This window comes from Streptomyces deccanensis (assembly GCF_022385335.1).
Classification (GTDB): domain Bacteria; phylum Actinomycetota; class Actinomycetes; order Streptomycetales; family Streptomycetaceae; genus Streptomyces; species Streptomyces deccanensis.
Window position 1 is genome coordinate 7,240,699 of the sequence record NZ_CP092431.1, and the last position, 12,726, is coordinate 7,253,424.

The 12,726-nt window shown below is 70.1% G+C and carries 10 protein-coding genes and 5 tRNA genes; 10 read left to right on the plus strand and 5 right to left on the minus strand.

Translation table 11 applies throughout. From position 1 onward, the window contains the following. Positions 1–191: 191 nt before the first annotated feature. From L3078_RS32210 to L3078_RS32225, 4 genes are all read right to left on the minus strand, one after another. Complete coding sequence (locus L3078_RS32210; RefSeq protein ID WP_239757449.1) at positions 192–767, minus strand: GTP-binding protein; 576 nt, start codon at positions 765–767, stop codon at positions 192–194. Continuing rightward, positions 748–1,146: a DUF742 domain-containing protein gene (locus L3078_RS32215; protein WP_009314205.1), complete on the minus strand. Its 399-nt coding sequence runs from the start codon at positions 1,144–1,146 to the stop codon at positions 748–750. The genes L3078_RS32210 and L3078_RS32215 overlap by 20 nt, the downstream gene beginning before the upstream one ends. Before the next feature lie 111 nt (positions 1,147–1,257). After that, positions 1,258–1,671 (minus strand): roadblock/LC7 domain-containing protein, encoded by a 414-nt coding sequence (locus L3078_RS32220; RefSeq protein ID WP_005479910.1) that lies wholly within the window; start codon positions 1,669–1,671, stop codon positions 1,258–1,260. A 9-nt stretch (positions 1,672–1,680) separates the two neighbouring features. Further along, complete coding sequence (locus L3078_RS32225) at positions 1,681–5,535, minus strand: sensor histidine kinase (protein WP_239757450.1); 3,855 nt, start codon at positions 5,533–5,535, stop codon at positions 1,681–1,683. A 605-nt stretch (positions 5,536–6,140) separates the two neighbouring features. Between L3078_RS32225 and L3078_RS32230 the strand changes: the two genes are divergently transcribed. The 9 genes from L3078_RS32230 to L3078_RS32270 all read left to right on the plus strand — a co-directional run bounded on the left by L3078_RS32230 (position 6,141) and on the right by L3078_RS32270 (position 10,230). Next, on the plus strand, positions 6,141–6,320 hold the full coding sequence (locus tag L3078_RS32230; protein ID WP_239757451.1) for a hypothetical protein: 180 nt from the start codon (positions 6,141–6,143) through the stop codon (positions 6,318–6,320). A gap of 219 nt (positions 6,321–6,539) precedes the next feature. After that, on the plus strand, positions 6,540–7,316 hold the full coding sequence (locus tag L3078_RS32235; RefSeq protein ID WP_239757452.1) for a fumarylacetoacetate hydrolase family protein: 777 nt from the start codon (positions 6,540–6,542) through the stop codon (positions 7,314–7,316). Beyond that, entirely contained in the window at positions 7,309–8,784 is a 1,476-nt protein-coding gene (gene gltX, locus L3078_RS32240) for a glutamate--tRNA ligase (protein ID WP_239757453.1), read from the plus strand. Before L3078_RS32235 ends, gltX begins: the two co-directional genes overlap by 8 nt. Positions 8,785–8,879: 95 nt before the next feature. After that, positions 8,880–9,611 (plus strand): HAD family hydrolase, encoded by a 732-nt coding sequence (locus L3078_RS32245; RefSeq protein WP_239757454.1) that lies wholly within the window; start codon positions 8,880–8,882, stop codon positions 9,609–9,611. 90 nt (positions 9,612–9,701) lie between these two features. Next, a tRNA-Gln gene (locus L3078_RS32250) sits at positions 9,702–9,773 on the plus strand. A gap of 40 nt (positions 9,774–9,813) precedes the next feature. Further along, positions 9,814–9,886: transfer RNA gene (locus L3078_RS32255), tRNA-Glu, on the plus strand. Positions 9,887–9,948: 62 nt separating this feature from the next. Next, positions 9,949–10,021: transfer RNA gene (locus tag L3078_RS32260), tRNA-Glu, on the plus strand. A gap of 20 nt (positions 10,022–10,041) precedes the next feature. Further along, positions 10,042–10,113: transfer RNA gene (locus L3078_RS32265), tRNA-Gln, on the plus strand. A gap of 44 nt (positions 10,114–10,157) precedes the next feature. Continuing rightward, positions 10,158–10,230, plus strand: a tRNA-Glu gene (locus L3078_RS32270). 146 nt (positions 10,231–10,376) lie between these two features. Here L3078_RS32270 and ndgR read toward each other — a convergent pair. Further along, the gene (gene ndgR / locus L3078_RS32275) at positions 10,377–11,093 is read right to left on the minus strand and encodes an IclR family transcriptional regulator NdgR (RefSeq protein WP_020270051.1); all 717 of its coding nucleotides are present in this window, start codon (positions 11,091–11,093) and stop codon (positions 10,377–10,379) included. Between the two features lie 198 nt (positions 11,094–11,291). Here ndgR and leuC point away from each other — a divergent pair, with 198 nt between their 5' ends. Further along, the gene (gene leuC / locus L3078_RS32280; RefSeq protein WP_239757455.1) at positions 11,292–12,722 is read left to right on the plus strand and encodes a 3-isopropylmalate dehydratase large subunit; all 1,431 of its coding nucleotides are present in this window, start codon (positions 11,292–11,294) and stop codon (positions 12,720–12,722) included. Positions 12,723–12,726: the final 4 nt, after the last annotated feature.

Genomic DNA, 12,726 nt, shown 5'->3' on the forward strand with positions numbered 1-12,726 from the left:
GAGCGCAGCGGCACCGATCGACCGCGACGCGTGGTCGTACCACCCTATTTCTCTGTCGAAACGTTATGAACACCGAGGCCGACCGTGTCAAAGGACACAGCCGGCTCCGGTGTAACTACGACAACTACCGTATGACGTTGTGGACTTGGGTCCTGTTTTTGGGACCGGTCGGGGTGCTTCGGCCCTGTTTCCTAGCGCAGCCGCGCCATGAGCGCGTGCTCGACCAAGGTGATCAGGGCCGATTTGGCGTCCGCGCGGTGGCGGGCGTCCGTCGTGATGATCGGGGTGTCGGGCCCGATCTGGAGCGCCTCACGCACCTCGTCGGGCGTGTAGGGCTGGTGCCCGTCGAAGCCGTTGAGGGCGATGACGAACGGCAGGCCGCTGTTCTCGAAGTAGTCGACGGCCGGGAAGCAGTCGGCCAGACGCCGGGTGTCCACCAGCACCACGGCGCCGATGGCACCGCGGACCAGGTCGTCCCACATGAACCAGAAGCGGTCCTGACCGGGGGTGCCGAACAGGTACAGGATCAGGTCCTGGTCGAGGGTGATGCGGCCGAAGTCCATGGCGACCGTGGTGGTCGTCTTGTCCCCGGTGTGGGTGAGGTCGTCGATGCCCGCGGACGCGGACGTCATGACGGCCTCGGTACGCAGCGGGTTGATCTCCGAGACGGCCCCGACGAACGTGGTCTTGCCCACGCCGAAACCGCCCGCCACCACGATCTTCGCGGAGGTGGTGGCCCGTCCCGCTTCAGAGCTTCCGAAGTCCACTGAGCACCCTTTCCAGCAGAGTCACGTCCGGCGCGCCACCGGCGTTCTCGTCGCCACCGGGCTGATGGATCGCGACCAGTCCGGCCTCGGCGAGGTCCGCGACCAGGATCCGGGCCACACCGAGCGGCATGGACAGCAGGGCCGACACCTCGGCCACCGACTTCACCTCGTGGCACAGGTGGCAGATCCGCTGGTGCTCGGGGAGCAGCCCCATCAGGTGCGCGGGGTCTGCCGTCGTGCTGATCAGCGCCTCGAGGGCGAGCTGGTAACGCGGCCGCGTCCGGCCACCGGTCATGGCGTACGGCCGTACCAGCGGCTGGTCGCCCTCGTCTCCGTACGGCTCTGCGTACGGATCGTGAGGAGCGGTGGGCGGGGTCATTGATCCTCCGAGCGGGACAGCAGGTCGGTCAGTCGTGCCGTCTGACGGGGGCCGGTGGGGGGACTGTGTCGGCCGGACGGTGGTTTGGTGAGTTCTGTGGATCCGCAGGCGTCAGTGGAGCAAACTGCCTTGGAGTTCGGCGCGCAGGTCGGGCGTGAGCACGGCGCCCGCGCGGTCGACGAGCAGCGCCATCTCGTAACCGACCAGGCCGATGTCGCACTCGGGGTGGGCGAGGACGGCCAGGGACGATCCGTCGGAGACGGACATCAGGAAGAGGAACCCGCGCTCCATCTCGACCACCGTCTGGGCCACGTCCCCGCCCTCGAAGATCCGGGACGCCCCGGCCGTGAGCGAGGTGAGCCCGGAGGCGACGGCCGCGAGCTGATCGGCACGGTCGCGCGGAAAGCCCTCCGACATCGCCAGAAGAAGACCGTCGGCGGACACGACGACGGTGTGGGACACCCCGGGGGTGTTGTCCACGAAGTTGGTGATCAACCAGTTGAGGTTCTGTGCCGCTTGGCTCATCTGGCTCAACTAACGCTCCTGCTGGTGAGTGGGGCTCGGGAAGCTGCCGGTCTGGCCCGTACCGGCCTGTCGACCCTGCGCGATGCCCCGACGGAGATTGGTCAGCCGGCCGCGTACGTCGTCAGGCGAACGCGAGACCTGCGGACCGGTTTGGTGCTGTTGCTGCTGAGCCGTGCCCGGCACGAGGTTGGCGCGCGGGACCCGGCGCGGCAGGCCGGAGGTGGTGACCCCGCCTGCCGAGGGCTGACGGGCTCGTTCGGCCTGGCGGACCAGGTCGTCGTTGGGTGTGCTGCGCCAGGTGGGGGAAGCCGGCGCGGCGGGAGCCGCCGGACGCTGGGGAGCGGCCGGAGTCTGGGGAGCCGGAGCGGTGTGCTGCTGCGGCGCGGAACCGTTGCCCTGCTGCTGGCCGTTCTGGCCGCCCTGACCGTGGAACCAGTTGGTCTCCAGCGTGTCGTACAGCGGGGTACGGCCGTCCATCGGGCCCGTGGCCGGGGGCAGTGCCTCCGGCTCCTGCGGGCGCGCGGGACGCTGCGGGGGCACCGGGGGACGCTGCGGCGGCACCGGCGGGCGGGGCGCGCCGTAGCTCTCCCCGTTGACCTGCGGCCGCTCGAACTGTCCGGTGTCCTGCGGGTTCTGCCTGCCCTGGCCACCGAACTGCCCGGTGCCCTGGCCGTTCGGCCGGCCGGGCGCGGCGAACTGGCCGGTGTCCTGCGGGTTCTGCCGACCCGGAGCCGGGAACTGGCCCGTGCCGGAGCCGTCGTAGCCCGGCGTGGCGAACTGGCCGGTGGACGACGGGTCCTGCGGGGCGCCGCGGGACGGACCGGTGGGCGCCGGCGGAGCACCGGCCCCGCCGAACACGTCGGAGCGGACGTAGGAGCCGGTGCCGTTCTGCGGTGTGCCCGCACCGGGACGCCGGCTGTCGAAGTCGCCCTGCGGGGGCGGGAAGTCGTTGGACGAACCCGGAGCCTGGTGGGGGTCCACGCGCGGCATCGGCGCGGTGACGTCCGGCTGCTCCTCGTGGCCGCGCGGGGCGTCCAGCGAGGCGCGCGGCACCGGCGGCTGCGCGTTGTCGTCGCTCCAGCTCGGCCGCGCGGGGGCGTTGCCACCGGGCAGCTCGGCGCGCGGGCCACCGCGGCCGGGCAGCTGCGGGCGCCGCCTGCCGGAACGTTCCTTGCCCTGCTTCGGCGGCACGGCACCCGGGCCGTTGTCGGCGCCGCCCGGCCGTCCCGCGCCGGTGTCACCGGGACCGCCGGCCGGGCGCAGGCCCGAGCCGGTCGGGAAGCCGCCCTGGCGCCCGGAGTCGTCGAAGCTCTCGAAGCCGCCAGGACCACCGGTCCCGGCCGCCTGCAGACCCTGCGGGGCACCCGGCGCCTGACCGCCGCCGAACCCACCGGCACCGGCGCCCGCCGGAGCCGGCCGGCCGCCCTGCGGGGGCACCGGCGGACCACCCTGGGGCCCACGCGGGCCGCCGGGGTTGCCGAAGCCGCCCGGACCGCTGGGGTTGCCGGGCAGCGCGGCCCGCGGACCCTGGCCCGCACCGACCTGCCCACGCTGCGGGGCGCCGCCCAGCAGCCCGCCACCGGCGGAGGGGCCGCCGAGCGGCGGACCCGACTGGTTGCCCGCCTGGCGACGCGCGGCGGCGGCACCGGCCGCGGCCTGCGCGGCGGCGGGGCCACCGGTGGACGGGGCGCCCTGGCCGGGCTTGCCCGGGGTGGGCTTCTTGTTGCCCTGCGCCACGTCGACGGGAAGCATGACGAGCGCCGTCGTACCGCCCGAGTCGGACGGACGCAGCTGGATACGGATGCCGTGGCGCTGCGACAGACGACCGACCACGAACAGACCCATGCGGCGGGAGACCGACACGTCCACGGTGGGCGGCGATGCGAGCCGCTCGTTGATCGCCGCGAGGTCCTCGGGGGAGAGGCCGATACCGGTGTCGTGGATCTCGATCAGCACCCGGCCGTCGGGCAGGGCGTGACCGGTGACCTTGACCTTGGTCTGCGGCGAGGAGAACGAGGTGGCGTTCTCCAGCAGCTCGGCGAGCAGGTGCACGAGGTCGTTGACCACGCGGCCGGCGACCTCGGTCGTCGGCACGGAGGCCAGCTCGATGCGCTCGTACTGCTCCACCTCGGACGCGGCGGCGCGGAGCACGTCGACCAGCGGGACCGGACGGGTCCAGCGGCGGCCGGGCTCCTCACCGGCGAGGACGAGGAGGTTCTCACCGTTACGGCGCATGCGGGTGGCGAGGTGGTCGAGCTTGAAGAGGGAGGACAGCTGGTCCGGGTCGGCCTCGCGGGACTCCAGTTCGGAGATGAGCGACAGCTGACGCTGGATGAGGCCCTGGGAGCGGCGCGAGAGGTTGGTGAACATCGCGTTGACGTTGCCCCGCAGGAGGGCCTGCTCGGCGGCGAGGCGGACGGCCTCGCGGTGCACGTCGTCGAAGGCCGCGGCCACCTGGCCGATCTCGTCCCGGGAGTGCACACCGACCGACTCGACGGAGGTGTCGACGTCCTGCGGGTCCGACTCCGACAGCTGCTTGACCAGCTCGGGCAGCCGCTCCTGGGCGACCTTGGTCGCGGTGTCCTGGAGGCGCCGCAGCGAGCGGATCATGGACCGGGCCACGACGAAGGCGCCGACCAGGGAGACACCGAGGACGAGCAGGATCAGCGCACCGGAGATGATCGCCTCTTGCTCGGCGTCGGCGCGCAGGTTACGAGCGGTCTGCTCCATCTCCTCCAGGAGCGAACCCTCGATCTTTTTCATCTGCTCGATCTTGGCAGAGGAGTCGTCGGTCCAGTCCTTGTACGAGCGGTTGTCCTGACCGCCCAGACCGCCGGCGCTGGCGAGCACCCGGTCCGCGTAGACGTCGGCGGCCTCGATGGTGGGGCTCGCGTCGTCGATCGGCTTGGTCAGTTCCTCGGCACCGGATCCGTAGATGTCGGAGAAGGTGCTGCGGTCCGACTCCTCGTTCGACAGGGCCGAGTTCGCGTAGAGACGGTCGTTCTCGGAGAGCTTGCCGGCCTTGTCGTCGGTGGCGGGCAGTGCCGCCGCGATGACCGCGCGCTGGATGGAGGCGTACTCCTTGGCGGAGGAGAAGGCCGCCAGGGCACGGGTCCGCTTGATCATGTCCGGGTTGCTGGTGGCCTCGGCCATGTCCGTGGACAGGTCCAGCAGCTGGGAGATCAGGCGGTGGTAGGCCTCGACCGTCTGCGTGGAGTTCTTGGGGTCCACGTAGGCGTTCTTGCGGATGCTGCTGAGGTTGTAGAGCTCGCGCACCACCCGGACGAGGCTGTCGCGGACGCCGGGCATCTTCGCCGTGGTGTTCGCGGTCTCGGCGGCCTGGGTGGCGTCCGTGAACTGGATGCGGGCCTGGTCCGTCTTCTCGCGGGTGCCCTTGACGGTGAAGTCGGTGGCGTCCAGACCGTGGGCGAGGGGACCGGCGGACAGGTCGCGCTCCTGCTGGAGCGCTGCGGCGAGCTCGGTCGCCTGCTTCGTCATGTCGGTCAGCAGCCGCATGTTGTCGAGCTGCTGGATGTCGTCCACGTTGTCGCCGATACGTAGGGCACCGAGCGAGGTCGCCGCCACCACGGGGAGCGCGAGCAGCGACACGAGACGGGTCGAGATGCGCCAGTTGCGCAGGGCTATTCGGGAGCCGCTTCCGGTGCCCGTCTTGGTGCCGCCCTTGGGTTTGCCGGGTGGCACGGGAGCAACTGACGCGCCGGGGCGCCCGGAGCGCTCCCCGCCGTCGCCGATCTCCGCCGGACCCGGGTTCTGGGCGTGCTGGGGGGAGGAACCGTTGCCGGTTCCGATGTGTGGCTCCGGCTCCGCCGAAGCGCTGCCATCCCTCTTGAAACGTCCCTGCACTAGCGTCGCAACCTCTGGACCAGGCGCCCCACCGCGTGAACGGCGGGACGGTGTCGGCGTCTTCGGGGGCGCCCTGAATACGTCCCCAATTGGTGGTCGTGAGTGACCGGCGCTGGCTCCCCCTTCCACCGCCGCCAGGCGCTTTGTTCTTGCGCCTCTGCGCGCCGGCACGATCCTGCGGCGGTCCGTGGAATTCCAGCACAGTGCCGGATCTCCAACAAGGCCAATGGGTAACGGTCTGTTCACTGTGACAGCATGTGAGGACCGCGTCACCGGGCGTGGGGGGTGTTTCCGCTTATTGGGGACATACCCGTGCGATCCAGGGGTGGGAGCAGGGTGTCCCAGTCGCCATGATCAGGAGCGGAATGCGGGCTTCAGGTGCTTAATGTCCGTTTCGAGGGGGCGGGTTGATGGCCTGGATTGCCCGTTTTACCCATGACTGAGTGAGCAAACTCACACGCCGATCATGCCTTCTTCACGACTTGACCCGGGAATCGGATGTTTAGCCTGACGCTTTACAGGGATGGCGAATCCGACAACCCGCGCTTGTGGGACGGCCCTTGCGGCCCGCCCGGCGCCCGTACACGACGAGGTCCAGGACAACAGTGAAGACGACGACGATGTTCCGCACGATAGCCAACCCCCGGCGCACGACCCTGGCCCACCTCGAAGACGCCGAGGACCTGCGCACGCCGGAGCAGGAGCACTCCGTCGACCTCCCCTCCGTGACCGCCAACCCCCGCCGCACGGTCCTGATGACGATCCCGGTCCAGGCGGCGGAGTAGTTGCACGGTCAAGTACGCGCGGAATCCGCCGATCACTCAAGCCGGTTCCGGTGAAGAAACGGCGGATTCCGGTGAGGACTCCGTGGAAGGGCGCCCGGCACGAGCCGGGCGCCCTTCCCCATGCCCGCCGCACTCGATATGCGCGAGGCCGGCCCCCTGCCCCGCGTTAGCCTGGACCGTCAGACTCCAGCCAGCTCACTTAAGGGGCGCAAGCATCCCGTGCGCATCGCCAGGTTCTCCATCGACGGGAACGTAGCCTTCGGCGCGGTCGAGGGCGACAAGCCGGACGAGCTCGTCCTCGACATCATCAAGGGCATCCCGTTCGCGGACTTCGAGCTCTCCGGTACGAAGGTCCCGGTCAACAAGGTCAGGCTGCTGCCGCCGGTGCTCCCCAACAAGGTCGTGGCCTTCGGCCGCAACTACGCCGAGCACGCCCGCGAGCTGGGCAACGAGGTCCCCGACGCCCCGTTCGCCTTCTTCAAGCCCGCCACCTCGGTGATCGGCCCGGGCGACGAGATCCAGTACCCCTCGTTCTCCGAGGACCTCCACCACGAGGCCGAGCTGGCCGTCGTCATCGGCCGGATGTGCCGCGAGGTCCCGCGCGAACGCGTCAAGGACGTGATCTTCGGCTACACCTGCGCCAACGACGTCACCGCCCGCGACGTCCAGAAGCGCGAGAAGCAGTGGGCCCGCGCCAAGGGCTTCGACACCGCCTGCCCGCTGGGCCCCTGGGTGGAGACCGACCTCGACCCGGGCGACCTGACCATCCAGCTCACCGTCAACGGCGCACAACGCCAGCTCGGCCGGACGAGCGAGATGATCAACTCCATCGAGGACCTGATCGTCAACATCACCGAGGCCATGACACTGCTCCCCGGCGACGTCATCCTCACGGGCACCCCGGCAGGGGTCGGCCCCCTCAACGTCGGCGACGAGGTCGCCGTCACCATCGAAGGCATCGGCACTCTCACCAACAAGGTGATCAAGCGTGGCTAACGGCTCCGTCCGCGTACGTTTCTGTCCGTCCCCGACCGGCAACCCCCATGTGGGTCTGGTCCGCACGGCCCTGTTCAACTGGGCGTTCGCCCGCCACACCGGCGGCACGTTCGTCTTCCGCATCGAGGACACCGACGCGGCCCGCGACTCCGAGGAGTCCTACGAGCAGCTCCTGGACTCGCTGCGCTGGCTGGGCTTCACCTGGGACGAGGGCCCCGAGGTCGGCGGCCCGCACGCGCCGTACCGCCAGTCGCAGCGCATGGAGACGTACCAGGAGGTGGCCGAGAAGCTCAAGGAGGCCGGCCACGCCTACTCCTGCTACTGCACCGCCTCCGAGCTGGAGGAGCGCCGCGACGCCGCCCGCGCCGCCGGGAAGCCCTCCGGCTACGACGGCAAGTGCCGCGAGGTCACGCCCGAGCAGCTCGCCCAGTACGAGGCCGAGGGCCGTGAGCCGATCGTCCGCTTCCGGATGCCCGACGAGACGATCACCTTCACGGACCTGGTCCGCGGCGAGCTGACCTTCACCCCGGAGAACGTGCCGGACTACGGCATCGTCCGCGCCAACGGCGCCCCGCTCTACACGCTCGTCAACCCCGTCGACGACGCCCTGATGGAGATCACCCACGTCCTGCGCGGCGAGGACCTGCTCTCCTCCACGCCCCGGCAGATCGCCCTCTACAAGGCGCTGATCGAACTGGGCATCGCCAAGGAGGTCCCGTCCTTCGGGCACCTGCCGTACGTGATGGGCGAGGGCAACAAGAAGCTGTCGAAGCGCGACCCGCAGTCGTCTCTCAACCTCTACCGCGAGCGCGGCTTCCTCCCCGAGGGCCTGCTCAACTACCTCTCCCTCCTCGGCTGGTCGCTCTCCGCCGACAAGGACATCTTCACGATCGAGGAGATGGTCGCCGCCTTCGACATCGCCGACGTGAACCCCAACCCGGCCCGCTTCGACCTGAAGAAGGCCGAGGCGATCAACGCCGACCACATCCGCCTGCTGGATGTGAAGGAGTTCACCGAGCGCTGCGCCCCGTGGCTGAGGGCCCCCTTCGCCCCCTGGGCGCCGGAGGACTTCGACGAGGCCAAATGGGAGGCCATCGCCCCGCACGCGCAGACTCGGCTCAAGGTCCTCTCGGAGATCACGGAGAACGTGGACTTCCTGTTCCTGCCGGAGCCGGCCGAGGACGAGGCCAGCTGGGCCAAGGCCATGAAGGAGGGCTCCGACGCTTTGCTCCGCACGGCCCGCGAGAAGCTGGAGTCCGCCGACTGGACCTCGGCCGAGTCCCTGAAGGATGCCGTCCTGGCCGCCGGCGAGGCCCACGGCCTGAAGCTCGGCAAGGCCCAGGCCCCCGTCCGCGTCGCCGTCACCGGCCGCACGGTCGGCCTCCCCCTCTTCGAGTCCCTGGAGATCCTGGGCAAGGAGAAGACGCTGGCACGGATCGACGCGGCCCTGGCGAAGCTCGCCGCGTGACGCACGGTACGTGAGGGGCGGCATCCGGGATTCCGGGTGCCGCCCCTTCGGCATCCCCCGGACACGGCGGCCGACCTCGGGTTACGGTCGGTTCCATGAACATCAAGGCCGTGCTCTGGGACGTCGACGACACCCTTTTCGACTACACCGCGGCCGACCGCGCCGGAATGCGCGCCCACTTGGGCGTCGAGGGGCTCCTCCACGGATACGACTCCGTCGACGAGGCGATCACACGCTGGAAGGACCTCACCAGCCTGCACTGGCGGCGCTACGCGGCCGGCGAGGGCGACTGGGAGGCCACCCGGCGCGACCGCGTCCGGGACTTCCTCGGCGAACCGCTGACCGACCCGGAGGCGGACGCCTGGTTCGAGCGGTACGTCGCGCACTACGAGCGCGCCTGGTCCCTCTTCCCGGACGTCCTGCCCGTGCTCGACGCCCTCGCTGCCAGCCACCGGCACGCGGTCCTGTCCAACTCCAGCCTCCCCGTCCAGGAGCGCAAGCTGCGCGCCCTCGGCGTGTGGGACCGCTTCGAGACGGTGCTGTGCGCCGAGCAACTGGGTGTCCACAAGCCGGCCGCCGAGGCGTTCCACGTGGCCTGCGAGGCCCTGGACCTGCCTCCGCGCGAGGTGGCGTACGTGGGCGATCACCCGGAGATCGACGGCCGCGGCGCCGCCGACGCCGGTCTGCTGTCCGTCTGGATCGACCGCGGCGATCTCCACGCGACCGTCGACCCGCCGGTCGGGCCGCACCGGATCGTCACCCTCGCCGAACTCCCCGCGATCCTCGGCTCCGATACCCGTTTTGGAGCGCCGTCCACCTTCGGGTAATGTTCTTTCTGCGCCGCCGGGGAGCGGGCCGAAAGGCCGGAACCGACGGAGCAAGCTAGAACAAGATCCCCTTCGGGGCTTGCGTTCCAGTGGCCTATGGTGTAATTGGCAGCACGACTGATTCTGGTTCAGTTAGTCTTGGTTCGAGTCCAGGTAGGCCAGCTCGCAGAGCTCATCTGCAGGCGGAGATCAATTCCGCGAAGCCCCCGTTGTGTAGCGGCCTAGCACGCTGCCCTCTCAAGGCAGTAGCGCCGGTTCGAATCCGGTCGGGGGTACAGATCCTTCCCGCGAAGGTGGCCAGGGTAGCTCCCGTCACCATCGATGCAGGATCGCTAGGGCCCCCGTTGTGTAGCGGCCTAGCACGCCGCCCTCTCAAGGCGGTAGCGCCGGTTCGAATCCGGTCGGGGGTACTGACTGGTCTAAACCACATTGGTCTATGGTGTAATTGGCAGCACGACTGATTCTGGTTCAGTTAGTCTTGGTTCGAGTCCAGGTAGACCAGCTCGGACCTGCAGCGGTCCAGTACTGAACGCTTGCAGGCTCCACGCCCCCGTTGTGTAGCGGCCTAGCACGCCGCCCTCTCAAGGCGGTAGCGCCGGTTCGAATCCGGTCGGGGGTACGTCCGACGAAGGCCCTCCACCTCTGGTGGAGGGCCTTCGTCATGTCCAACTCGGCGCACGGGCCCATGAGTTCGGTGACACGAGAGAAGGCCTGCCGCGGCGTTGAGGCAGGCCTTCTTCGTGGTGGGACGGACGCTTCGAGGGATCAGCCGGTGCGGCGCAGGGCCTCCGAGAGGCGGCCCGCGGCGTCGATCACCGCCTGGGCGTGCATACGGCCGGGGTGGCGGGTCAGCCGCTCGATGGGGCCGGAGACGGAGACCGCGGCGACCACACGGTTCGACGGCCCGCGCACCGGGGCGGAGACCGAGGCCACGCCCGGCTCCCGCTCACCGATGGACTGGGCCCAGCCCCGGCGCCGCACACCCGAGAGGGCGGTGGCGGTGAAACGGGCGCCCTGCAGACCGCGGTGCAGGCGCTCGGGCTCCTCCCAGGCCATCAGGATCTGGGCCGAGGAGCCGGCCTTCATGGTGAGGGTCGAACCGACCGGGACCGTGTCCCGCAGGCCGGACAGGCGCTCCGCCGCGGCGACGCAGATGCGCATGTCGCCCTGGCGGCGATAGAGCTGCGCGCTCTCGCCCGTCACGTCCCGTAGATGGGTGAGCACCGGGCCCGCCGTCGCGAGGAGGCGGTCCTCGCCGGCGGCCGCGGCCAGCTCGGCCAGCCGGGGGCCGAGGATGAAACGGCCCTGCATGTCGCGTGCCACCATGCGGTGGTGTTCCAGAGCCACGGCCAGGCGGTGGGCCGTGGGCCGTGCGAGTCCGGTGGCGCCGACCAGACCCGCGAGGGTGGCCGGACCGGACTCCAGAGCGCTCAGGACCAGGGCCGCCTTGTCCAGAACGCCGACGCCGCTACTGTTGTCCATGCAACGATACTCGCGTCTCACTCTGTGAAACGCAAGTTCAATTTCGCGTGGACCTTGCCACTCTGGAAGCAGAACAACAACGGCTCGCGGACCGACGAGCCCGGCGGCCGGCGCGCGCCACGAGGGGATTCGCGCGCTCGCCACCTCCGAGATCTCTAGTTGGGTCGGCGCGCTGTCGCGTCGGCCGGAGGGAAAGCGATGGGTAGGACACTCGCGGAGAAGGTCTGGGACGACCATGTCGTCCGGCGCGCCGAGGGCGAGCCCGACCTCCTCTTCATCGATCTGCACCTGCTGCACGAGGTGACCAGCCCCCAGGCCTTCGACGGTCTCCGCAAGAGCGGGCGGAAGGTTCGCCGGCTCGACCTGACCATCGCGACCGAGGACCACAACACCCCCACCCTCGACATCGACAAGCCCATCGCGGACCCGGTCTCCCGTGTCCAGCTGGAGACGCTGCGCGCGAACGCCGCCGAGTTCGGTGTGCGTCTGCACCCGCTGGGCGACGTCGAGCAGGGTGTCGTGCACGTCGTCGGCCCGCAGCTGGGTCTGACCCAGCCCGGCATGACGGTCGTCTGCGGTGACTCCCACACCTCGACGCACGGTGCCTTCGGCGGTCTGGCGTTCGGTATCGGCACCTCCCAGGTGGAGCACGTGCTGGCCACGCAGACGCTGCCGCTGGTCCGCCCCAAGACCATGGCGATCACGGTCGAGGGCGAGCTCGCCGAGGGCGTCACCGCCAAGGACCTGATCCTGGCGATCATCGCCAAGATCGGTACGGGCGGCGGCCAGGGCTATGTCCTGGAGTACCGGGGCGAAGCCATCGAGAAACTCTCGATGGAGGCCCGCATGACCATCTGCAACATGTCGATCGAGGCCGGTGCCCGCGCGGGCATGATCGCCCCCGACCAGACCACCTTCGACTACCTCAAGGGTCGCCCGCACGCCCCTGAGGGCGAGGACTGGGACGCGGCCGTCGCGTACTGGAAGACGCTGAAGACGGACGACGACGCCGAGTTCGACGCCGAGGTGATCATCGACGGCGCCTCCCTGTCGCCGTTCGTGACCTGGGGCACCAACCCCGGCCAGGGCGCGCCGCTTTCGGCCTCGGTCCCCGACCCGGCTTCGTACGAGGACGCTTCGGAGCGCCTGGCCGCCGAAAAGGCCCTGGAGTACATGGGGTTGGAGGCCGGCCAGCCGCTGCGCTCCATCAAGGTGGACACCGTCTTCGTAGGTTCGTGCACCAACGGCCGCATCGAGGACCTGCGCGCCGCCGCCGAGCTGGTCAAGGGCCGCAAAGTCGCCGACGGCGTACGGATGCTGGTCGTCCCCGGCTCCGCGCGGGTCGGTCTGCAGGCCGTCTCCGAGGGCCTGGACGTCGTCTTCAAGGAGGCCGGCGCCGAGTGGCGGCACGCGGGCTGCTCGATGTGTCTGGGCATGAACCCCGACCAGCTGGCCCCCGGTGAGCGCTCCGCGTCCACCTCCAACCGCAACTTCGAGGGCAGGCAGGGCAAGGGCGGCCGTACCCACCTGGTCTCCCCGCAGGTCGCCGCCGCGACGGCCGTCCTCGGCCATCTGGCGTCCCCCGCCGACCTGACCGACGCCACCGCCCCCGCGCCCGCTGGAGTCTGAACAG

Excerpts from the sequence above, each read along its gene's own strand:
- L3078_RS32215 (WP_009314205.1), bottom strand. The coding sequence starts at position 1,146 with ATGACCCCGCCCACCGCTCCTCACGATCCGTACGCAGAGCCGTACGGA.
- L3078_RS32220 (WP_005479910.1), bottom strand. The coding sequence starts at position 1,671 with ATGAGCCAAGCGGCACAGAACCTCAACTGGTTGATCACCAACTTCGTG.
- L3078_RS32245 (WP_239757454.1), top strand. The coding sequence starts at position 8,880 with ATGAACATCAAGGCCGTGCTCTGGGACGTCGACGACACCCTTTTCGAC.
- ndgR (WP_020270051.1), bottom strand. The coding sequence starts at position 11,093 with ATGGACAACAGTAGCGGCGTCGGCGTTCTGGACAAGGCGGCCCTGGTC.
- leuC (WP_239757455.1), top strand. The coding sequence starts at position 11,292 with ATGGGTAGGACACTCGCGGAGAAGGTCTGGGACGACCATGTCGTCCGG.